Raw genomic sequence first — 22,709 nt, 5'->3', positions numbered from 1 at the left:
TTAATAAATTTAGAGAGGAGCTTATGCATGGAAAGTATCGAAAGAATGTATATTGACGGTCAATGGGTGCCGGCGCTTGCCGGTAAGACCCGAGACGTTATCAATCCAGCCGACGCCAGTGTTCTGGCAACCGTAGCCGAAGGCGCTGCGGAAGATGTGAGGCTTGCCGTTGCAGCAGCCAAGAGGGCTTTTTATGAAGACGGCTGGATGGCGACGCCTCCAATTGAACGCGCCAGGCTTATGTTTGCACTTGCTGACGCCCTGGAAAAGCGGACGGAGGAATTTGCCAAGCTGGAAACTCAGAACAACGGCAAAGCCCTGCGCGAGGCCCAGTGCGATGTCAGTGATGCCGTCGCTTGTTTTAGGTATTACGCCGGTCTTGCCACCAAGCCCCATGGTCAGACTTACGATGTAGCTGATCCTATGCAGACTCTGGTTGTGCGCGAGCCCATCGGTGTCTGCGGTCAGATCGTTCCCTGGAATTATCCGCTGCTGATGGCTGCCTGGAAATTAGCACCGGCCCTCGCGGCAGGCAACACAGTTGTCTTTAAGCCCTCAGAGCTAACCCCATTGACAGTTATCAGGCTTTTTGAACTTATTGACCTAGTGGGTTATCCCAAGGGGGTCGCAAACCTTGTGCTGGGTGCCGGCGATACAGTGGGACACGAGATGGCTGCCAATTTCGATATTGATAAGGTCGCGTTTACAGGTGGTACTAAGACAGGGCGTTCGATTATGATGGCAGCAACAGGCAACATTAAGAATATCTCCCTTGAACTGGGCGGTAAATCACCGAATATCATTTTTGCCGATGCGGATCTTGAGGCAGCTGTGGATTGGACTCTTTTTGCCATCTTTGTAAACCAAGGTGAGGTCTGCAGCGCAGGCTCCAGGCTCCTGATTGAAGAGAGCATCCATGACCAATTCCTGAAGAGGCTTGTTGAACGGACTAAGCAGATCAAGGTCGGACCGGGGATGGAGGAGGACGTCGAAATGGGCCCCCTGATCAGTGAAACGCACCTGAAGCGGGTACTTGATTACATAGAACTGGGAAAAAAAGAGGGTGCCAGCCTGGTGTGCGGTGGAAACCGAATTCTGGAGGGCAGTTTTGAAAAGGGATACTTCGTAGAACCTACGATTTTTACTGACACCTCACCGGAAATGCGCATTGTTCAAGAGGAAATTTTCGGACCGGTGTTGGTCGTCCAGAAATTCAAAGATGAACAAGAAGCCATCTCGTTGGCTAACAACACAATTTATGGACTGGCAGGCGGAGTCTTTACCCAAGATGGTGCTAAAGGACTCCGAGTCATTAAGAAGCTGCGGGCAGGTATTACCTGGATCAACGCTTACAATCCAACGTATAACGAAGCTCCGTGGGGAGGCTACAAACAGAGCGGTTTGGGTCGCGAACTCGGTACCTTTGGTTTTGAGGAATATACCGAGGTGAAACAGATCAACATCAATCTCGAACCGTTGCCCCTCGGTTGGTTTAAAGAGCGGTAAGTTTTTTTTCTTGGCTAGTCTGGCATACTTTGAAACTTATATTCAATTAGGCAGGAATTTATTAGGTAAGGGAAAGAGGGGCTTAGAATGAGTAAAGAGCAGGCACTAAAAGAACTTGACAGGGCACTCGGTTATATTACTGGCCATGAGCTCAGTATAGAAGACAAGGGAAGAATCGTCGAAGATGCGATAGAAAATTATAACAACTATGTCAATCCCGGCTGGCTTAAATACCGCAAATCCGTTTCTACAAATGCCGCCTTTGTTGAGTGGATGGATCACGATTCTTATTTTTACGATGTTTATGGTGAAGAATTCATTGATTGCTTAGGTGGGTTTGGCATCTATATGTGCGGTCATCGAAATCCGGAAATCTTAGAGGCGGTCGAGGCACAGCTTCACCGGCAGGCACTGCACAGCCAAGAACTGCTTGATCCGCTGCGCGGTTATCTGGCCAAAGCGATGGCTGAAATTACCCCCGGTGACTTGCAATACTGCTTTTTCACCAATGGTGGTGCTGAAGCTGTTGAGATGGCGCTTAAACTCGCTCGTATTGCCACGGGCGGCCGCTGGTATATCTCCACCATTGGAGGTTTCCATGGCAAATCAATGGGTGCACTATCGATGGGAGGGAAAGGTACTTACCGCATTCCCTATCTGCCTATAGTGCAGCAGGTGCAGCACGTGGAATATGGAGTGGCAGCGGATATCCGTAAAGCAATCAAAAACCTCACAGCTGTGGGAGAGGGAGTAGCGGCTGTTATCCTCGAACCGATCCAGGGCGAAGCCGGTGTTATCCTCCCACCTGAAGGCTATCTCCAGGAGGTTCGTAAGATCTGTGACGAATATGGGGTCTGTTTAATCTTTGATGAAATCCAGACCGGCATGGGTCGGACGGGTTCTATGTTTCGCTGCGAGGCAGAAGGAGTAACCCCTGACATCATGACCTACGGCAAGGCCTTCGGCGGAGGTATCATGCCCATCACTGGTATTATAGCCCGCCCTCATCTGTGGACTCAGGAGCTCCAGGATAATCCTTGGATACTTGGCTCCCCAACCTTCGGCGGCAATCCCCTGGCCTGCGCAGCGGCGATTGCAACGATAAACTTCATGCTCAAATATGACATTCCGCTGCAGGCAAAAGAAAAAGGTCAATATCTGATGAGCAAGCTTAAGGGGGTCCAGGCCAAGTATCCGCGCGTTCTAAGTGAAATCCGCGGCATTGGCTTGATGATTGGGGTTGAGTTCCCCAAATCGGAGATCGGCTATATTGTGGCCAAAGGCATGTTTGCACGACGTGTCATGACAGCCGGCACCCTCAACAATTCTAAGGTAATCCGCTTTGAGCCTGCGGCGACCACTTCTTACGAGGATTTTGACATCGTTGTCGAACGCTTTGAGCAGGCAGTTGCTGAAGCGGATAAGCAGATTGATGCGCTCTAATAATCAACGCTCCCCTAAGGCAAGTGCGATCATCTTAAGGAAGGTTTGGTCGATGTGAGAAAGAGAACATCTTAGCAGATTTGCACCAAAACCAGAAATATCATGGGGAGGGATGCTGAGCTTCTCTCCCCGCACCTTTGGAGGATTACTTATGTTGGAATTTGATTACCATTTACCTGTTAATCTCGTGTTCGGTTGCGGAAAATCAGATACCATTGGTGAAAAAGCGGCGGCACTGGGCAAGCGCGCTCTGCTCGTCACTGGCGGCAGCAGCACCAAACGCTCCGGCCTTTTGCATAAGATTGAAACACTTTTGCAAGAGAACAAGGTTTCCTTTTGTTTATTTGACAAGGTCACCCCGAATCCTTTGACTACCACAATCTACGAAGGGGCAGCACTGGCAGCTGCGGAGGGCTGCGACGTTGTAATCGGCGTAGGTGGAGGCAGCAGTATTGACGCTGCGAAGGGTATTGCCTTTCAAATAGTTAACAGCGGTGATATCAATGACTATGTTTTTGGCCGCAAACTCAGTGATCAAGCCCTGCCTGTGATTGCCATACCGACCACTTGCGGTACGGGAAGTGAAGGAAACGGTTTTGCCGTAATGACCAATCCGGAAACTATGGATAAAAAATCTTTGCGCTGTAAGGCCATTGTGCCTGCCTGTTCCATAATAGATCCGCTGCTTATGACTACCCTGCCAAAATCCACGCTGGCTGGCGTTGGTTTTGATGCCCTTTGTCACTGTATGGAGGGGTATTTGTCCTCTCTAGCGCAACCGCTGACCAGAATGCAGGCTTTGGAAGGCATCCGCCTAAGTGCCTATGGCCTTTGCAAGGTATATAATGATCCGTCAGATCTTGCCAGCTGGGAGCAGCTGTGTTTCGCCAGTACACTTGGCGGAATGGTTATTAATACAGCCGGTGTTACAGCACCGCATGGAATGGAACATCCTGCAAGCGGTTTGAAAAATATTGTTCATGGCAGGGGGCTGGCAGCCCTTGCCCCGGTAATTTTTGAAGAATCAATCAGTGGTGCACCTGAGAAATTTGCTGTTATTTCTAAACTTTTAGGTGGCAAGGATGAAAATGACTGTGTACCGAAAATTAGAGAATTACTTACTAAAATTGATTTAGCAACGACCCTGGGCGAGCAAGGAGTTACTCTGGAAGATGTGGATTGGATGGCGGAAAATTGCCTGAAAGTTTCTGCAGCAGGTATCGCCAATCACCCGGTTGTATTTAGTTTGGAAGAAATTAAAAAGATTTACCGGAAAGCCTTATAAAAAGTATACAACGTAGGTTTTTCTACCAGGAATATTAATTTTCCTTACCTCAGTGGTGCTGTAAAACGGTATGGGAGTCGTAAAAAATATTTATAGTTTAAGGAGATAATTTATTATGCTTAGAGATGCTTTGCCAAAAATAAATACACCTTTGCCGGGCCCGAAAGCCAAAGCAATAATAGAAAGGAGAGGAGAGGCTGTTCCAAGCGCCATAAACTGTATTTATCCCTGCGTAATCAGCAGAGGGGAAGGTGCAATGCTGGAAGATGTGGACGGTAATATTTTTCTCGATTGGGTTGGAGGAGTAGGTGTACTGAATATAGGGTACAGTCATCCTGAACTAATAGAGGCTGTCAAAGAACAGTCCGATAAATATTTCCATGCTATGATGAACATAGTGACTCATGAAGGGTATATTAAGCTTGCAGAAAAAATGAACCAAATTATCCCCGTCAAAGGTGAAAAAAGAAAGACAATGTTTGTAAACTCCGGCGCAGAAGCTGTTGAAAATGCCGTCAAAATTGCTAAGTCTTATACAAAGCGGCCTAACATCATCGTATTTTCGGGCGCTTTTCATGGCCGAACCCTGCTTGCTTCTGCTATGACTTCCAAGAAGGCTTATTCCTTCGGTATTGGTCCATTCCCAGATGGGGTATACCGGGCAGAATTCCCCTATCTATTTAGAGGACCGCAAGGATATACGGAAGAAGAGAAAATAGCTTATTATGCGGATAAATTTCAAAAAGTATTTGAAGAAGCATCACCGCCAGAATATGTGGCCGCAGTTGTTTTTGAGCCTGTGCAAGGAGAGGGTGGCTTTATTCCTGCACCTTTAGAGTGGGTCAAGGCTATCCGAAAAATATGTGATGAAAACGGTATACTAATGATTGCCGATGAAGTTCAGACGGGCTTTGCTCGTTCGGGCAGGATGTTTGTTTCAAACTACTGGTCTGAGGCTGGTTGTGCTCCAGACATTATAACAACTGCAAAATCTATAGCCGGCGGAATTCCACTTAGCGCCGTTACAGCCAGCGCCCAAATTTTTGACGGTGTTAAAAGCAGTATTATCGGAGGTACTTTCGGCGGAAACCCTATTGCCTGCGCGTCTGCCCTAAAGGTTATAGAAATTATTGAGCGGGATAACTTGTGTGACCGTTCTCTAGATATTGCTGAAAAATGTAAAGAAAAATTCAACCTGTGGAAAGAGAACTATGAAGAGGTTGGCGACGTAAGAGGTATAGGGTGTATGATGGGCATTGAATTCGTTTCTGACAAAAAGAGTAAGAACCCTAATTCCAAATTGGTTTCGGATATTGTGAGGTATGCGGCATCAAACGGCTTGATCATAGAAAGTGCGGGAATTTATGCAAATGTCATAAGATTTTTGTGCCCATTGGTTGTTACTGATGCACAGCTTGAAAGCGGATTGCAAATTTTAGAGTCAGCCATTGAGAAATGCAGATAGAATTGAATTTGCTATCCTTTTGAACTGGGAAGCAACAGGGTATGCCAGTCAAAGATAGGAGTATTATGGAAGTTATTTATGAAATCAAGTGCCAACATTGTAACAATAAAATTAAGATTAGTAATTTTGAGATGAAAGGGGTTCATACGTTTCACGACGGTAGAACCTATATGTATTTCCGATGTCCGGAATGTGTAAGGATATGTCATTGCTTTCAAGAACGAGGTAATAACAACATCGAATTTTGTAATATGAATTTTATCGGAGGCAAATACGGCGATCAAGCTTGAGGTTCCAAGTGCGGCTCACTGGAAGGTACAGATAATTTTGGCCGGGACATCTTCAGTCGAGTGATCTTTGATGCAAGAATTTCTTTGTGGACAGGTCTAATTGAAGTCGGCCCCCACTTCTATAAGTGGGGGCGGGTCCTTCGTTAACGCAAGTTCACTATAGGCTGATAGAGCTGCATTTTTGTTTTATTGGGTTTTGGGCAAACTGAAGTAAAACGTTGCGCCTTCATCAACCTTTCCTGTCATCCAGGCTAAACCATGATGTCTCTTAAGAATTTTTTGGACGATAGCAAGACCGACACCGGAACCTTCGAACTCATTTTGCGAATGGAGTCGCTGAAAGACGTTAAATAATCGTGAAGCATAACGCATATCAAAGCCTGCACCATTGTCTCTGACAGAGATGATATATTCAGTCTCATTTTCTGAAGATGAGATATCAATACAAGCATCTTTGCGAATGCGAGTGTATTTTAAAGCATTGGAGAGAATATTGATAACGAGGAGTTTGATCATGACTGGGTCACCTTGAATGAAGGGGATATAATTAATCCTAAGGTTTACATTTCTTGGAGGCTCAAGATTGATGAGCTCGTCGTAAACTTTCTTAAATAGTTGCTTTAAATTAATAGGTTCGATGTTCATCGGCATTTCACTCATTCTTGAGAGCTCAAGTAAATGGTCAACAAGTTTGACAACTTCCTGCGACTTTTGCTGAATGTTATCAATTAGTTCCAGGCCATCGTTATCCAGTAGAATTGAGTAGTCTAAAGCCAGGTATTCTGTGAGTTTTCTGAGGGAGAGCAGCGGAGCTTTTAAGTCATGAGCAACGGTATAGCAAAAACTATCCAGTTCTTGATTCGCCTTGATCAAGGATTCTGTTTGTTTTTTAAGCTTGATATGGGTATGGACTCGAGCAAGAAGTTCTGAAGTATTAAAAGGCTTAACGACATAATCCTGGGCACCGAGTTCAAATCCTTTTTTAATACTTTCCGCATCATTGCTGGATGTCAGAAAAATAATGGGAATATAGCTAAAATCACTTTCGGTTTTAAGAATTCGGCAGATGTCGAAGCCATCCATTTCCGGCATGTAGACATCTAAGAGGATAAGATCCGGAGGATGCTGCTCAATTAACTTAAAAGCAATACTCCCTTTGGTAGCGATGCGCACTTTAAAGTTGCTTTCCCGCAGCATCATTACAGCCGTTTCAATATGTTCCGGTGTATCGTCCACCAGGAGGATTTCTGGTTGATTCATTGCTTGGGTAAAATCCAAAAAGACCAGCTCCAATTGATTTGATAGTAAAATTCTAAAGGAAGGGTTCTGCTAAAACAAGTGATAACTAATAAGGCAAGTTCGAGCCGGTAAAACAAGTCAGAGGCTAAAGCGGTCCTTGCTTAGGGTCTAATTCTATTATATAATACATTTAACCTATTGGGTATTAAGGCAACGGAGCCTGTTTGAAGGATCAAACTCGCTCCGTTGCTTTTTTTATCCAATCGTAAGACTCCCACTTCTTGTAAGTGGGAGTGGGTCCCCCGTACTCTGCTTCGGTGGGGGTAGAGTCCCCCAACGAAGTCTCGATGTTCAGCTTTAGCTGAACGAGTTCATTGGAGATGAGTCAAATGCCATCAAAAATTATCATCAAACAATCGACAATTAGTGCCTTAATGGTAGGAATCTTTTTTCTAATTGCGATCCTGCTGGGAAGCAGTGTTGTTTACATGAGTTCAAGCATTAAAGATGAACAGAATGCCGAAAAAAGAAGAACAGAATTTAAACAACTGGGCATTGATTTAGCCAATGCTTCGGATTATTTAACGGATGAAGCGCGCAAGTATGCGGTAACCAATGATAAGACTCATATGAACAAATACTGGGAGGAGATCAACGTTACCAAAACACGGGATCATGTAATCTCTCGGCTGGCGGAACTACACTCTCCCAGTGAAGAAATGGCCTTGTTGGCTGAGGCGAAAAAGAATTCAGATGCCCTGGTGAACACGGAAAGACATTCCATGCGGCTTGTACTTAATGCCTTGCAGGAACCGGAGGCGCAAATGCCGCCAGAAGTGGCTTCCTACAGTTTAAGTGCCGAAGATCAAAAGCTGAGTGCTGAGGAAAAGCTGGCTAAAGCACGGGACATCATGTTTGATGCTAAATACGATGCCGACAAGCGGAGCATTATGGACCCCATCGACAAATTCCAGCAGATTATGAATACCCGCTTGGAAGCAGAATTGGAAAGTGCCCGGAATGCCACCCAAAGGGCAGCGATCCTGCAGGCAATCTTAGCAGTTATTATTATTGGTGCGGTTGCGGTATTGCTGCGAATTCTCTTTACACAGGTGACGTTTCCCATCAGGAATTATACCGAATTGTTAAAAGTATTTTCCTTTAACAAGGAAAACTTCAGCTTGTTGGCGGAAGGCTCCCTGGAACTCAGATTGCTTGCCAATACCTTTAATGACTTATACCGGTCCTTTCAGGAGGAATTAGTCAAGCGAAAACACGCCGAAGAAAAAATGAAAACTGCTAAAGAAGAAGCCGAAAAAGCTAATAATGCTAAAAGTGAATTTTTGGCCAATATGAGTCATGAGATAAGGACGCCGCTGAATACAATTATTGGTTATCTCTATTTACTTGATCATACCGAATTTACGCTCAAACAGAAGCAATACCTGCAAAATGTAAATATGGCAGCTAAGAGCCTATTGGGGATTATTAATGAAATTCTTGATTTTTCTAAGATTGAAGCCGGCCGGATGATTCTCGAAGTTGTGGAATTCAACCTATACGAGACAGTCAGGGAGATATGCAGTTTGTTTGAACTTGAAGCTCAGCACAAAGGCTTAAGTTTTCACTGTGAAATACAAGGGGATGTTCCGCGCTATGTAAAAGGGGATGTGACAAGACTCAAGCAAGTTCTTTTAAATCTCTTATCCAATGGAATTAAGTTTACGGACAAGGGAAAATTGGAAGTTTTAGTTGAAGTTATAAAAAGCGGCGGCAGCCAGGTTTACCTTCGTTTTAGTATTTCTGACACTGGAGTAGGCATACCTGAGGAACAAATGAAGCATTTGTTTGAGGTATTTACCCAAGGGGATGCCTCTACTTCCCGAAAGTATGGGGGAACCGGCTTAGGGCTGGCTATATGCAAAAAAATTGTCAGCCTCATGGCGGGGGAAATTAGTGTCCGTAGTAGAACGGGAAAAGGATCAACCTTTTGGTTTACGGCAAAATTAGAAATCGCCGGTTATGTAGCGGCATCTTCTCAAAGCGAAAAACTAAACTCGCGGCTGTTTGCTGCTAAAAAACTTCTATTGACGGAGGATAATCAAATAAATTTACAAATGACCCAAGAGATTCTCGAAAACCTTGGGTTTGAAGTTGACACAGCTCAGAGCGGTTTTGATGCAGTATCCCTGGCCGCAAGAACCCGTTATGATGTCATTTTGATGGATATTCGAATGCCTGAAATGGATGGCTATGAAACGGCCCGGCGTATCTTAGAACTTAAAGGTATAGATGCTCCGCCGGTTATCGCCTTATCGGCAGATGCTGTTGAGGGGGTTGCTGAAAGGGCCAAATCGGCAGGAATGAGCGGCTACTTAACGAAGCCCCTAAACCCTGGGAAACTGATTGAAGAGTTAAGAAACTTTCTGTACCAAGGATCAACTGAATCGATTGAATCGAGCGGATTGGCGGAACAAGCCGTAACAGAAGAAGATAATTCGGATACATGGATCGATTTTGAAAGTGTCCTGGCGCGCTTACAAGGCAAGCGGGAAGGCTATAAGCATATCCTGGAGAGATTCCTGGCTACCCATAAAAATGATCATAATCAATTAAGTTTACTTTTGACAAAGGGGGATTTTGCTGAAGCCAAAATACTGATCCACACACTTAAGGGAATTTCAGCAACTATTGGAGCAAGGAAACTGAACGAAGTATCCCTGCGCTTAGAAAATGCTCTAGGCAGCCGAAATGAAGAGATGATGGCTCAAGAAATAAATCAGTATGCCAAAGTCTTGGCAGCAACTTTAAAAGCTGCAGCTCAGTTTGTTGCTGACTCCCCCCTAGATGCAGAAGAATTTTCTGTAAGAAATAAAACTGTTTATAACGAGCTGGATAGACTTGTTAAGCTTCTGGAAGAAGGGGATGCTGAAGCGACGACTGTGTTTGCAGCTTGTCAGTCTTTTCTGAAGTCAGGGTTGAGTAGTCAGGACTATAACCAACTGAGTGAAACAATTTTCACGTACAATTTTGAAGAGGCCGCAGTTCAGCTAAAGAAAGTTTTAACTCAAAAGGGTGCGGCCTCGACAGCCTAGACAAGGAGGTTAGGCAGGTGTTTAAAGTCTTAATTGTTGATGATGATAAAGCCGTAAGGTACATGTTAAGGAGATATAGAAATTGGGCGGATTATGGATTTCAAATGCAAGAAGAGGCTTGTGACGGCAAAGAAGCCTTGCGAAAACTGGGAAATTGTCAAATTGATCTTGTCATAACTGATATAAGGATGCCGGGGATGGACGGGATAGAGTTTCTCAGCGAACTGCGGGAGCGGAAATGGGATATTTGTACCATTTTGTTGAGTACGCACAGCGATTTTGAATATGCCAAACAAGGAATACGCTTAGGGGCCTTTGATTATATGACCAAACCACTGGAGGATGAGATTCTCAGCGAAGCTTTACAAAGAACGAAAGAATATTTGGAGGAAAGAAACCAACAAAGAATAAGGGCTGAGGAAGAACATAGACTGATTGAAGAAAGCCTGACTCTCTTTTACCCTAAAAATCGAGAAGAGCGAATTGCAGATTTTATCCTCCAAGGAAATTGGGGAGCATTGACTGAAGCGGAAATGGCTTTTGCGGATTTAAGTAAGTTACTAGATCAAGACCTGTTTAAGACGGCCAAGTTACTGGAAATCATGCTTTTAAACTTAACCGGAACCATATTTCAGGAATACTCCTGGCTCCAGAAGGTTGAAAACGAGGCTTTTGACCATGTTCTTCAGGATACCCATTCTTTGTATGCACTGAAATCGGAGTTTCTGGACCGCATTAAAGAGTCGGTCAATGTGATAAAGAAATATGAGCTTCATCAGAGAGACAGTATGCTCAGAAAAGCCTGCCAATACTTAATTGATCATCTAGGCGATGATCTTACCCTCGAGTCAATTGCCCATGAAGTCCACGTGAGCAAAGACTATCTAGGGAAGGTTTTTAAACAAAAAATTGGAGTGAACTTTAATGATTACTCTACAAAGGTCAAAATGGAATATGCCAAGCACTTGCTTGGAACCGGCAAATATAAGAACTATGAAGTGAGTGAAAAACTTGGCTACAGCAGTCCGGATTATTTTTGCCGACTATTTAAGAATTACACCGGTTTTACTCCTTTACAGTTTCGAAAGCTGGAAGAGTAAAATTTTTTAACCGTTTTTTTAGGGTAAAAAAAGCTGTTTTGTAAGGTTTGATTTCTCTTGGATAAATGCAAAAATGAATATAGTTTAACTGGCAAAGGCGCTGAGAATAAATGTTCTGTACCTTACGAGGTAGAGAAAACATTTTTTACAGCGCCTTTTTGCTTGGTTCGATAGCGCTATCGCAACTCTTCAGCATTGATCGCGGCCAATCATGCTGTCTTAGCTCAAGGGGAGGATGGAAGATATGAAAAAGATTTTAGCGACGCAACTAAAAAAACGCCTAACGGGAGTAATTTCCCTGACACTTGTTGCCGGATTACTGCTAACAGGCTGTGGAGCCGCTCAGACTAGTCAACCGGCGGCAACTACAAGTTCAGGGAACACTTCAGGTAACACAATTAAAGTTGGAATTCTTCATTCCTTAAGCGGAACGATGGCTATTAGTGAAGTGTCGGTCAAAGATGCGGAAATGATGGCGATTGATGAGATTAACGCGGCGGGTGGAGTATTAGGCAAAAAAATCGAGCCGGTGGTGGAAGACGGCGCTTCAGACTGGCCTACTTTCGCTGAAAAGGCCAAGAAACTGTTGCAGCAAGACAAGGTGGCGACTGTCTTCGGCTGCTGGACCTCGGCCAGCCGCAAAGCAGTATTGCCTGTATTCGAAGAAAACAATGGCTTACTTTGGTATCCGGTTCAATATGAAGGGATGGAATCATCCCCCAATATTTTCTACACCGGGGCTGCGCCTAATCAGCAGATCGTTCCGGCGGTAGAGTGGTTGTTCAAAAATAAAGGCAAGAAATTCTTCCTGCTGGGATCGGATTATGTATTCCCCAGAACCGCCAACAAGATTATTAAAGCCCAGCTTAAAGATTTAGGCGGCGAAGTGGTTGATGAAGAATACACACCACTTGGGTTTACCGACTATAGTACCATCATCAACAAAATTAAAGCCACAAAACCAGATGTTGTTTTCAATACTTTGAATGGCGACAGCAACGTTGCGTTCTTTAAGCAGCTTAAGGATGCGGGGATCACTTCTAAAGACCTGACAACCCTTTCAGTAAGTGTCGCTGAGGAAGAAGTCCGTGGTATTGGCGCCGCCAACATGGCCGGGCAATTGGTATCCTGGAACTACTATCAAACAACCGATACCCCGGAGAATAAAGAATTTGTGAAGAAATACCAAGCCAAATATGGGGCTGACCGTGTAACTGATGATCCGATTGAAGCAGGTTATGATGCCGTATATTTATGGGCAGCAGCTGTCAAGAAAGCAGGCTCCACCGATGTGGATAAGGTCCGGCAGGCTGCCAAAGGAATTGAGTTCCAGGCACCGGAAGGCCAGGTTAAAATCGAGGGTGAAAATCAACACCTTTGGAAAACGGTCAGAATTGGTGAGGTTGCCGCCGATGGCTCGATTAAGGAGATTTGGAGCACCGGCAAGGCGGTCAAACCTGATCCTTATCTAAAATCCTACCCTTGGGCTAAAGGACTCAGCAATTAGAAGAATTCATGTTCTTAATGATGGTTTAAATGTTGGTTTAACGGTGCAGGCTTATTGCCTTCCGCCGTTAAACCCCAGCCTTATAAAGAAAACTTGGCAGGCGTCCGAAGACACTGCCTTCGCGCTTGTGAGTCTCTGGTGAGGGCGAACGTCTAGTTGGACTTATACTTTCTGCCTTGAAAAAGCGATGGAAAAGGTGGTGGAAGAATGGGAACTTATCTCCTGCAAATTTTTAATGGAATCAGCGTCAGCTCTATTCTTATATTAGCCGCACTGGGTCTAGCCATTACGTTTGGTTTGATGAAAATCATCAACATGGCCCATGGTGAGTTCATTATGATAGGTGCCTATGTAACGTATCTCATGCAGAATCAATTCCTGCATTTGCCTAAAAGCTTATTCGGACTCTACTTTATCTTGGCTATTCCTGCGTCGTTTATCGTTTCCGGTCTTGTCGGCTTTGTCCTGGAACGTACAGTTATACGGCACCTTTACAATAGACCGCTGGACAGTTTGCTGGCAACCTGGGGTGTTAGCTTGGTGCTTCAGCAGCTGGCCCGCAATATTTTTGGCGCACCGAATGTTGATGTGAAAAGTCCGGCCTGGCTGGACGGCGGACTTGTTCTAAGTCAAGGGCTGCAATTGCCTTATAAGCGGCTGTTTATTATCGTTTTGGTCATTGTTTGTCTGCTCAGCATGTTTCTCCTGCTTTACAAAAGCAAAACCGGACGAAGAATCCGGGCAGTCATGCAGAACCGGGAAATGGCCGAGAGTATGGGGATCAATACTCGCAGAGTGGACGCTTACACTTTTGCTATTGGTTCAGGGTTTGCCGGAATTGCCGGCTGTGCTTTAACCCTGCTCGGTTCCATAGGGTCGACCTTAGGGACGAATTATATTGTCGATACCTTTATGGTTGTTGTTCTGGGCGGAGTAGGAACCCTCGTGGGAACAGCGGCGGGGGGGCTTTTAATCGGGACGGCGAACACGACCCTTGAATTTTTGACTAATGCTTCTCTGGGTAAGGTCCTGGTCTTTATCTTAATTATTACCTTATTACAGTGGAGGCCTAATGGGTTGTTCAATATCAGCAGCCGTTCTTTAGATGACTAAGGATGCTGCTGATGGAAAGGGGGATGACAATGACTGAGGCCAATGATCGAAATTCGCAATTTGATTTTCGACGTTTAATAAAATCTAAAGAGTTGCTTGTGTTCGCTTTCCTTATTTTACTTTTAGTATTCGCTCCCTTATTTTTATCAATTTTTAGAATCAATCTACTGGGAAAATTTATAGCGTATGCTATTTTGGCAATTGGTTTAGATTTGATTTGGGGATTTACCGGTATTCTCAGTCTTGGACATGGCGTTTTCTTTGGACTTGGAGCATATTGTATGGCCATGTACCTCAAATTAGAAGCCGCCCAAGGGAAACTGCCGGATTTTATGTCCTGGAGCGGCTTGGAATCTCTCCCCTGGTTTTGGAAACCCTTTACTAACAGCGCTTTGGCCTTCGCCATGGCCATCTTGATTCCAACTGGGTTGGCTTTCGTAATTGGTTTTTTTACCTTTAAGAATCGTATTCGGGGAGTTTATTTCTCTATCTTATCTCAAGCTTTGGCTATTATTTTTAGTGTGCTCTTTGTTGGCCAACAGGCTTACACCGGCGGAACAAACGGTCTGACAAACTACAGGAGCATCATGGGTTTTTCTTTGTCAAGCGATACCACAAAGCTTATTTTATATTACATTTCCTTAGCTCTTCTTGTTGTGACTTATCTCTTCTGCAACTTTTTAGTTAAACGAAGAATCGGCAGGATCCTTGTCGCCATCCGGGACGGGGAAAACCGGGTAAGGTTCTCGGGGTATAATCCGGCTACCTATAAAATTTTTGTCTATTGTTTGTCTGCGGCCATTGCCGGTCTTGCCGGTGCTGTCTTTGTGCCTCAGGTCGGTATTATTTCTCCGGCGGAAATGGGGATAGTGCCTTCGATTGAAATGGTTATCTGGGTGGCAATTGGCGGCCGCGGAACACTGATCGGCGCTGTGATTGGGGCAATTTTGGTCAATGCTTTGAAAAGCGGAATCAGTGACAGCTTTCCGGATGTCTGGTCGTACTTCATTGGTTTAGCCTTTGTCCTTGTTGTCTTGTTAATGCCCCAGGGGATTGTTGGGCTGGTCAAAGAAATGGCTCGGAAATTTAAGCAAACCCCTAACCATACCGAGCACCTAAGTACCGATAAAGCGGCTTAACCCGCAGAACAACAGAATTGAAAGGCGGTGGGGACATGGATTCCATTTTGCAAATTGATAATTTAACGGTCAGTTTTAACGGATTCAGGGCTGTAAATCATGTTAAGACAGAGGTTGAGAAAGGTGAGATTCGTTTTTTTATCGGACCCAACGGCGCCGGCAAAACAACGTTGCTCGATGCCATTTGTGGGCGGGTTAAGCCTCAATCCGGACAAGTTTTGTTTTCCGGCAATCTGGACGTTACTCGCTATTCGGAACACGAGATTGTTAATATCGGCATAGGCAGAAAGTTTCAGGTGCCTTCCGTATTTACGCACATGAGCGTTTACGAAAATATGGAACTTGCGGTGGTCAAAGACAGGTCGTTATATTCGTCTGTTTTTCACAAACTGAACAAAGAGCAACACGAGAGAATTGAAGAGATCTTAGTGACAATCGGTTTATATAAAAAACGCTTGAACACCCCTAAGGCCTTATCTCACGGGGAAAAACAGTGGCTGGAGATTGGCATGCTTCTGGCCCAGGAGCCCAAGCTTATGCTTTTAGATGAACCGGTTGCCGGTATGGGCCGTTCCGAAACGGATGCCACCGGGAAACTTTTGGAAAAAATAGCTCAAAATTGTACCATCATCGTAGTGGAACACGATATGGAATTTGTCCGAGATTATGCCACTAAGGTTACGGTCCTGCATGAAGGGGCCATATTGGATGAGGGAAGTGTCTCTGAGGTTCAAAGCAATCAAAAGGTAATCGATGTATACCTTGGACGGGGTGGAGAAGGCGAATGCTTGATGTAACAAAACTAGAGGCCAATTATGAAGAAAGCATCATCCTAAATCATTTAAATGTGCAGGTTCCTAAAGGGCAGGTGGTCTGCCTTCTCGGACGCAACGGGGTGGGCAAGACGACTTTCTTAAAAAGTATTATGGGCTTGGTTCGTACCCCTAAGGGAAGCATTAAGTTTAACGGACAGGAAATTATTGCGAAACCTACGTATTTTAGAGTGAGGCAAGGGATTAGTTATGTCCCTCAAGGGAGGGATATTTTTCCCCAGTTATCGGTTCAGGAAAATCTATTGCTTGGTCTTGAGGCCCTTGGCGGCAAGGGAAGTATTGATGAAAAGATTTACGACTTGTTTCCGGTTTTAAAAACAATGCTGCAACGAAAAGGGGGAGACTTAAGCGGGGGGCAGCAGCAGCAGCTGGCGATTGCCCGGGCCTTGGTAGCTAAGCCAAAATTACTGATCCTCGATGAACCAACGGAAGGAATTCAGCCTTCTGTGATCCAGGAAATCGGCCGGGTCATTAAACAATTGAAACAGGATGAGAACTTAACGATCTTGATTGTCGAGCAGTATCTGGACTTTGCCGTGGAGGTTTCTGACTATTATTACGTCATGGAAAAAGGACGCATCGTGGCCAAAGGTTTCACTCGGGAAATCAATAAAGAGGAGATTCAGAGACTCCTGGCCATTTAAATTCGGATCAGGAAAGGGGGTTAGGGGATGCATCTTAGTCCGGCCGAAAAAGATAAATTATTAATTTATACTGCAGGACAGGTGGCGCGTGACCGCTTAAACCGGGGCCTAAAATTGAATTATCCGGAAGCCGTGTCCTTGATCAGCGCCGAACTCTTGGAACGAATTCGGGAGGGTTATAGCGTCGCCCAGCTCATGGAACTGGGGCTAAAGATCTTAAGTCGTGATCAGGTTATGGAAGGGGTTCCGGAAATGATTGAGGAAATTCAGGTTGAGGGAACGTTTCCCGACGGGACGAAATTGGTGACCGTTCATCATCCGATCCTTTAGATTCAGGTTTGGGTTTGAAGATGAGACCAGGTTTTTGGCTAAAGGAGGTAAATGTTAATGATACCGGGAGAGGTTAAATTGGCCAAAGGCATTATCGAGGCCAATCAAGGTTTGAAAACAGAAACCCTGGTCGTTGAGAATGCCGGGGACCGGCCCATTCAGGTGGGATCGCATTTTCATTTTTTTGAAGTAAACAGGTATTTAATTTTTGCGCGGGCCTTAGCCTGGGGTATGCGTTTAAATATTCCTTCCGGGACTGCAGTTCGCTTTGAACCCGGGGAAAGCCGCAAGGTAAACCTTGTTCAATTTTCGGGTAAAGGGCCTTGGTTGGGAGCTAATAACTTAAGTTCCGGCTGTATGGACAAGTCAGCATGTATAGAGCGGGCCAAAGAACAAGGGTTTATAAGGTGATGGTTAGGACCTGCTTGAGAATGTGAGGAGGAATGAAACTGTGACATTGAATATGACCCGCCGTCAGCATGCCGATATGTATGGACCAACCACTGGCGATAAAATTCGTTTGGCAGATACGGAATTGTGGTTGGAAGTAGAAGATGATTTGACCAGCCCCGGTGATGAAGCCAAATTTGGCGGTGGGAAGGTTATTCGCGATGGGATGGGTCAGGACCCTCAAGCCTTGAACGAGGCTATGGACGTAGTTATCACCAATGCCGTAGTTATCGACCATTGGGGTATTATCAAGGCTGACATTGGGATTAAGAAAGGTCGGATTTATGGCTTGGGCCGTGCAGGAAATCCTAAAACAATGGCTGGAGTTAACCTGCCGATTGGGGCTGGGACCGAGGTGATTGCCGGAGAAAACTCTATCGTTACGGCAGGCGGAATTGACAGCCATATTCATTTTATTTCTCCGCAGCAAGTTGAAACGGCCATTGCTTCCGGCGTTACAACCATGCTAGGAGGCGGGACCGGCCCGGCAGCCGGAACGAATGCTACGACCTGTACGCCGGGGGAATGGAATATGTACCGGATGCTGCAGGCTGCTGAAGCCTTTCCAATTAATATGGGATTTTTCGGGAAAGGGAATAATTCGCTGCCCGAACCTTTGATAGCCCAAGTAAACGCCGGGGCCATGGGCCTCAAACTGCACGAGGACTGGGGATCAACACCTGCCGCTATTGATTGCTGCCTGAAAGTTGCCGATGACTATGATATTCAGGTCGCTATTCATACGGATACCCTGAATGAAGCCGGATTTGTCGAAGATACCATTGCTGCCATTGGCGGGCGTACGATCCATACCTTTCATACCGAGGGAGCGGGAGGAGGCCATGCTCCGGATATCATTAAAGTAGCCTCGTTGCCTAATGTCCTGCCATCTTCAACAAATCCTACCCGGCCGTTTTCGGTGAATACCCTGGAAGAACATCTCGATATGCTCATGGTATGCCATCATCTCGATAAACGAGTTCCGGAAGATATCGCTTTTGCTGATTCCCGCATCCGGCCGGAAACCATTGCTGCCGAGGATATTTTACATGATCTGGGTGTCATTTCCATGATGTCTTCAGATTCTCAGGCCATGGGGCGGGTTGGCGAAGTGATCATCAGAACCTGGCAAACGGCCCATAAGATGAAGCTGCAGAGGGGTTTTTTAGAATCTGAGAGCGGAGAGAATGATAACAACCGGATAAAACGCTATATTAGCAAATACACCATTAATCCCGCCCTCACCCACGGAATCAGTCATCTGGTAGGCTCGGTTGAAAAGGGTAAATTAGCGGACCTGGTACTTTGGAATCCGAAGTTTTTTGGGGTAAAACCAAGTATGGTGATCAAGGGCGGATTTATTATGTATGCCGCTATGGGCGATGCCAATGCTTCCATTCCCACACCTCAGCCGGTGATCCAACGGCCGATGTTTGCTTCTTTTGGGCAAGCAATCGCCGCCTGTTCCTTAACGTTTATATCTCGGGCAGCGGATTCAGAAAAACTGGCCAGAGAGTTAAAACTGGCCAAACAGCTTGTTCCGGTGAAGAACTGCCGCAATATTGGCAAGGCCGATATGAAGCATAACTCGGCGACACCGCAGATATCAGTGGACCCTGAAACGTATCAAGTGACTGCCGACGGAGAGAACCTGACTTGTGAACCCCTTGAAGTCCTGCCTCTGGCTCAGCGCTACTTTATGTTTTAGGATGGGAGGGAGTTTAAGCTGATGATAGTTACGAAAGTGGTAGGTAAGCTGAGAGACTTGGAAGAAGATCAGCAGCCTGAAAAAGAGGCTTTAACCGTTGAACAGGTCTTCCTTTCCTGGGATGAACTTCAGAAGAGAATTCTGCGCAAGATATCGGATGTGGGCCGGGATATAGGAATCCAACTGGAGAGCGGGCATCTGCATTCTGGGGATATTCTTCACCGGGAAGATAACCACGTCATTGTTGTAAGGGTAAAGGAAGAAGCTGTCTTGCATGTTCCGGTCCTGAATATGAAGGAAATGGGTTTGGCTGCCCATGCCATCGGCAATATGCATGCCCCCATCGAGGTTAAGAGCGATGCTTTGCTGACCCCTTATAATTCGGTACTCTTCGAACAGCTGATTAAGCTGGGTTTGTCCCCAGTTAAAGAGAACCGGGTTTTCGCACCATGATGGACATATTTTCTTTGGAAAAAGGACTGCGCTTGATGCAGCTGGCGGATTCCTCCTTTCCTTCAGGAGGGTTTACCCAATCTTTCGGAATGGAAACTTTGATTCAGCGCGGGGACATTAATAGCAAGGAAGAATTAAACCGCTTTATGCGGACCTTTCTATATTACACTTGGCGGCCTACAGATTTACTCGCGGTAAAACTTGCTTGGGATGCTGCCCGGCAATCTGACAGGCAGCGGCTTGCTTTATTAGACAGGCGGTTAAATGCTCTGAAATTGCCCTCGGAAAGCCGTGCAGGCAGTCACAAGATGGGGAAGAGGCTGCGCCAATTACTTGCGGAAATTGATGCTGATTACTCTGTTGACCTAAGTTTCCCCTTTGGTCATCATGCTATTATTCTGGGACATTATGGAGCCAGCGCTAAAATCGAATTACCCTTGCTGCTGGCTGCTTTTGCACATATGAGTACAGCATCTCTGATTGCTAACGCTGTGCGGGCTGTCCCGTTGGGACAAACAAGCGGACAGCAGGTGCTTGCGCAGCTTCAACCCTTGCTCAATACTTGCATCCAGTGGGCAGCTGCCGCTACGGAAAAAGATTGGGGCGGCAGTGCACCGGCCTTCGATTGGGCCGCTATGGCTCATGAACAATTATATTCCCGGATTTTTATGTCTTAGGCCTTTAAGAGCTTTCTAAAAAAACTGGATAAAAGGAGGATTTCGCTATGTGGCCGATTCGTATTGGAGTAGGGGGACCTGTGGGGTCAGGCAAAACGGCCCTTGTAGAGAAACTAACTCGCTATTTGGCAGCGGATTATAGTGTTGCTGTGATAACCAATGACATATTTACTAAAGAAGACGCGGAATTCCTTTGCCGCAATGGGGTTTTGCCGGCGGATCGAATCATTGGCGTGGAAACGGGAGGATGTCCTCATACAGCCATAAGGGAAGATGCCTCCATGAATCTGGAAGCGATTGAGATTCTTAAAGAAAGATTTCCAGAGGTGAAACTTATTTTTGTGGAAAGCGGCGGGGACAATTTAGCGGCGACCTTTAGCCCGGAATTAGTTGATGTGGCGATTTATATTATTGACGTGGCCCAGGGAGAAAAAATTCCCCGCAAAGGAGGTCCTGGAATTACGCGCTCCGATCTTTTGATCATCAATAAAACAGATCTCGCTCCATATGTTGGGGCCAGTCTGGAAGTGATGACTCAAGATTCGCTGCGCATGCGCGGTGAACGGCCTTTCTTGTTTACCAATCTAAAAACAGAAGAAGGTTTAGATCAAGTTTTATTGTGGATACGGAAAAACGTGATTATGGAGGATATCGCTTTATGATTCCAAGCTTAAAACACGGTATTCTTCAAATTGAAGTTCAGCAAGAAAATGGTAGGAGTTATATCAGCTCTCTGCGGCAAAGAATGCCGCTGCATGCTTCAGCCCCCCTCTATGCCAATGATCAGAGAGCGGCTTTTTTCTTTATTATGAATCCTGCAGCCGGCCTTCTGCAAGGAGATCAGCACAGTATTTCTGTACGGGTAAAGACGGATGCACAGGCCGTTGTTTTTGGTCAAGGGGCGACCAAGGTCTTTCGCTCACCGCAAGGAAATCTCTCCCGGCAATTAACAACCTTGATTGTCGAGAAAGGGGCCAGACTCGAATATATGCCGGAAGTGGTCATACCCTTTGCCGAAGCATGTTTTTTCAGTCGCACTAATCTCTGGATTTCCAGTCAAGCATCAGCCTTTTTTTGGGAAATTACGGCTCCTGGACGGGTTGCCCGCCAAGAGCTTTTTCAATATAATTTTCTGGATCAGCAGACCCGGATTTTTTTGGATAGTGAATTAATTTGCTGTGACCGGTTTCAGCTGGAGCCGCCAAAGCTGCCTCTATTTTTACACACTTGGAACAGCTCTCTTGGCCCGATGCATGGCTATACGCATTATGGTACCTTTTGGGCCATTGATCAGCATCTGCCGGGGGTAATGGCTGAACTTTTGCAGCGCCACACGGAAGATGAAGACGGCTTTTTGGAACAGATCTCTGAACGTTATAAGATTTTGACCGCCGGAACTGAAATTAAGAGACAGGTTTATTGTTTACGGGCCTTGGGCCATAGTGCGGAAAGTATTCAAGAGGGTTTCAAAGAGATTTGGAAAATCTTGCGTTTGAGATTATTTAATGAGCCGGAGTGGCCGTGGAGAAAATTTTAGATTAGATGAGGATCACTCTAACCTGTAAACTGTCTCCATGTTTTATATTGAAAGGTAACGACGAGAGCGTTACAATATAATAATAGGGAGATGATTACTATGGAAAAAACTACGACTTTAAATCTAAGAGTTAATCCTGACGTAAAAAGAAGGGCTGAGGAAGTCCTTTCACAACTCGGCATCCCTATGTCCACAGCAATAGATATCTATCTGAAGCAGATTTCAATGACCGGCGGAATACCTTTTACTGTAACACTGCCGAAAGCACCGATTTCCGTAAACGCTGATTTGATGACAACAGACGAAATTTATGCGAAGTTAAGGCAAGGATATAACGATATCGAAAAAGGTAATGTACTGGATGCATCTGCTGCCTTTCAGAGATTTCGAGAGACACATGCATGATGCAGTATAGGATTCAAATAACGAACAGGGCACTCGCCGATATGGAGGCGATTTATAATTATATCGCTGAACAGCTACAAGCCTCGGAAGTAGCCATGGGACAGTATAACAGAATAGCTGACGCAATCGAGACGCTTGTTACGTTCCCGGAGCGTGTGAAGTTAATGGAGACAGAAGAAGAGTATGTGATGGGGCTCAGGCAAATGTCTGTTGATAACTTTTCTGTATTCTTTAATATTAGAGAAGAGCGGGTAATCATTACAAACGTTTTGTACAGTGCCAGCGATATAGACAAGCGTTTACGTGATTCCTGAAGGTATTTTTTAAAGCTGGCACGTAAAGATAATTGGAGTTGGATGAAAATCCAGCTCCTTTGTGTTTGATACAAGGCTTTATATAAACAGCCTATCTACCCAACGGATGAAAAACGAACTTCAGTATAGCACTTGGTTCGATAACTTCTGCGTTTGCAGATAGTGTCGCGAAAATT

22 protein-coding genes are annotated in these 22,709 nt (G+C 45.4%); 21 read left to right on the top strand and 1 reads right to left on the bottom strand.

Annotated elements, in window-relative coordinates; translation table 11 throughout:
* Positions 1-27 precede the first annotated feature (27 nt).
* From B5Y67_RS23010 to B5Y67_RS22990, 5 genes are all read left to right on the top strand, one after another.
* Positions 28-1,506 carry an aldehyde dehydrogenase family protein gene (locus B5Y67_RS23010; protein ID WP_088228713.1) on the top strand — a complete coding sequence of 493 codons (1,479 nt, stop codon included), beginning with the start codon at positions 28-30 and terminating at the stop codon, positions 1,504-1,506.
* A gap of 87 nt (positions 1,507-1,593) precedes the next feature.
* Positions 1,594-2,949, top strand: coding sequence for a putrescine aminotransferase (locus B5Y67_RS23005; RefSeq protein WP_088228712.1), 1,356 nt, complete (start codon positions 1,594-1,596; stop codon positions 2,947-2,949).
* A gap of 154 nt (positions 2,950-3,103) precedes the next feature.
* Positions 3,104-4,234, top strand: coding sequence for an iron-containing alcohol dehydrogenase (locus B5Y67_RS23000; protein ID WP_088229057.1), 1,131 nt, complete (start codon positions 3,104-3,106; stop codon positions 4,232-4,234).
* A 115-nt stretch (positions 4,235-4,349) separates the two neighbouring features.
* On the top strand, positions 4,350-5,699 hold the full coding sequence (locus tag B5Y67_RS22995) for an aspartate aminotransferase family protein (protein WP_088228711.1): 1,350 nt from the start codon (positions 4,350-4,352) through the stop codon (positions 5,697-5,699).
* A gap of 41 nt (positions 5,700-5,740) precedes the next feature.
* The gene (locus B5Y67_RS22990; protein WP_088228710.1) at positions 5,741-5,989 is read left to right on the top strand and encodes a hypothetical protein; all 249 of its coding nucleotides are present in this window, start codon (positions 5,741-5,743) and stop codon (positions 5,987-5,989) included.
* A gap of 186 nt (positions 5,990-6,175) precedes the next feature.
* Here the strand turns inward: B5Y67_RS22990 and B5Y67_RS22985 are convergent, their stop codons facing one another.
* On the bottom strand, positions 6,176-7,267 hold the full coding sequence (locus B5Y67_RS22985) for a response regulator (RefSeq protein WP_242976091.1): 1,092 nt from the start codon (positions 7,265-7,267) through the stop codon (positions 6,176-6,178).
* A gap of 350 nt (positions 7,268-7,617) precedes the next feature.
* Between B5Y67_RS22985 and B5Y67_RS22980 the strand changes: the two genes are divergently transcribed.
* From B5Y67_RS22980 to B5Y67_RS22910, 16 genes are all read left to right on the top strand, one after another.
* On the top strand, positions 7,618-10,323 hold the full coding sequence (locus tag B5Y67_RS22980; RefSeq protein WP_242976090.1) for an ATP-binding protein: 2,706 nt from the start codon (positions 7,618-7,620) through the stop codon (positions 10,321-10,323).
* Between the two features lie 17 nt (positions 10,324-10,340).
* Positions 10,341-11,423: a response regulator gene (locus B5Y67_RS22975; RefSeq protein WP_088228709.1), complete on the top strand. Its 1,083-nt coding sequence runs from the start codon at positions 10,341-10,343 to the stop codon at positions 11,421-11,423.
* Positions 11,424-11,667: 244 nt separating this feature from the next.
* Positions 11,668-12,930: an urea ABC transporter substrate-binding protein gene (urtA, locus tag B5Y67_RS22970; protein WP_088228708.1), complete on the top strand. Its 1,263-nt coding sequence runs from the start codon at positions 11,668-11,670 to the stop codon at positions 12,928-12,930.
* A 207-nt stretch (positions 12,931-13,137) separates the two neighbouring features.
* Positions 13,138-14,043, top strand: a complete 906-nt coding sequence (urtB, locus tag B5Y67_RS22965) for an urea ABC transporter permease subunit UrtB (RefSeq protein WP_088228707.1) — start codon at positions 13,138-13,140, stop codon at positions 14,041-14,043.
* A 29-nt stretch (positions 14,044-14,072) separates the two neighbouring features.
* Positions 14,073-15,182 carry an urea ABC transporter permease subunit UrtC gene (gene urtC / locus B5Y67_RS22960; RefSeq protein ID WP_088228706.1) on the top strand — a complete coding sequence of 370 codons (1,110 nt, stop codon included), beginning with the start codon at positions 14,073-14,075 and terminating at the stop codon, positions 15,180-15,182.
* Between the two features lie 35 nt (positions 15,183-15,217).
* The gene (gene urtD / locus B5Y67_RS22955) at positions 15,218-15,979 is read left to right on the top strand and encodes an urea ABC transporter ATP-binding protein UrtD (RefSeq protein ID WP_088228705.1); all 762 of its coding nucleotides are present in this window, start codon (positions 15,218-15,220) and stop codon (positions 15,977-15,979) included.
* A complete protein-coding gene (gene urtE / locus B5Y67_RS22950; RefSeq protein WP_088228704.1) occupies positions 15,967-16,659 on the top strand; it encodes an urea ABC transporter ATP-binding subunit UrtE in 693 nt (230 codons plus the stop codon). The genes urtD and urtE overlap by 13 nt, the downstream gene beginning before the upstream one ends.
* Positions 16,660-16,686: 27 nt before the next feature.
* Positions 16,687-16,989, top strand: coding sequence for an urease subunit gamma (locus B5Y67_RS25500; protein ID WP_170932783.1), 303 nt, complete (start codon positions 16,687-16,689; stop codon positions 16,987-16,989).
* A gap of 57 nt (positions 16,990-17,046) precedes the next feature.
* The gene (locus tag B5Y67_RS25495; protein ID WP_170932782.1) at positions 17,047-17,400 is read left to right on the top strand and encodes an urease subunit beta; all 354 of its coding nucleotides are present in this window, start codon (positions 17,047-17,049) and stop codon (positions 17,398-17,400) included.
* 40 nt (positions 17,401-17,440) lie between these two features.
* Positions 17,441-19,147, top strand: coding sequence for an urease subunit alpha (gene ureC / locus B5Y67_RS22940; protein ID WP_088228703.1), 1,707 nt, complete (start codon positions 17,441-17,443; stop codon positions 19,145-19,147).
* Between the two features lie 21 nt (positions 19,148-19,168).
* Entirely contained in the window at positions 19,169-19,600 is a 432-nt protein-coding gene (locus tag B5Y67_RS22935; protein WP_088228702.1) for an urease accessory protein UreE, read from the top strand.
* Positions 19,597-20,277, top strand: a complete 681-nt coding sequence (locus B5Y67_RS22930; RefSeq protein ID WP_088228701.1) for an urease accessory protein UreF — start codon at positions 19,597-19,599, stop codon at positions 20,275-20,277. Before B5Y67_RS22935 ends, B5Y67_RS22930 begins: the two co-directional genes overlap by 4 nt.
* Positions 20,278-20,324: 47 nt before the next feature.
* Entirely contained in the window at positions 20,325-20,939 is a 615-nt protein-coding gene (gene ureG / locus B5Y67_RS22925; RefSeq protein ID WP_088228700.1) for an urease accessory protein UreG, read from the top strand.
* Positions 20,936-21,814, top strand: a complete 879-nt coding sequence (locus B5Y67_RS22920; protein ID WP_088228699.1) for an urease accessory protein UreD — start codon at positions 20,936-20,938, stop codon at positions 21,812-21,814. Before ureG ends, B5Y67_RS22920 begins: the two co-directional genes overlap by 4 nt.
* 99 nt (positions 21,815-21,913) lie before the next feature.
* Positions 21,914-22,219: a type II toxin-antitoxin system RelB/DinJ family antitoxin gene (locus tag B5Y67_RS22915; protein WP_088228698.1), complete on the top strand. Its 306-nt coding sequence runs from the start codon at positions 21,914-21,916 to the stop codon at positions 22,217-22,219.
* Positions 22,216-22,533 (top strand): type II toxin-antitoxin system RelE/ParE family toxin, encoded by a 318-nt coding sequence (locus tag B5Y67_RS22910; protein ID WP_088228697.1) that lies wholly within the window; start codon positions 22,216-22,218, stop codon positions 22,531-22,533. Before B5Y67_RS22915 ends, B5Y67_RS22910 begins: the two co-directional genes overlap by 4 nt.
* Positions 22,534-22,709: the final 176 nt, after the last annotated feature.

Origin of the sequence: Desulfosporosinus sp. FKB (genome assembly GCF_002196705.1) — a bacterium.
Lineage (GTDB): Bacteria > Bacillota > Desulfitobacteriia > Desulfitobacteriales > Desulfitobacteriaceae > Desulfosporosinus.
This window is presented reverse-complemented; position numbering and strand designations above follow the sequence as displayed.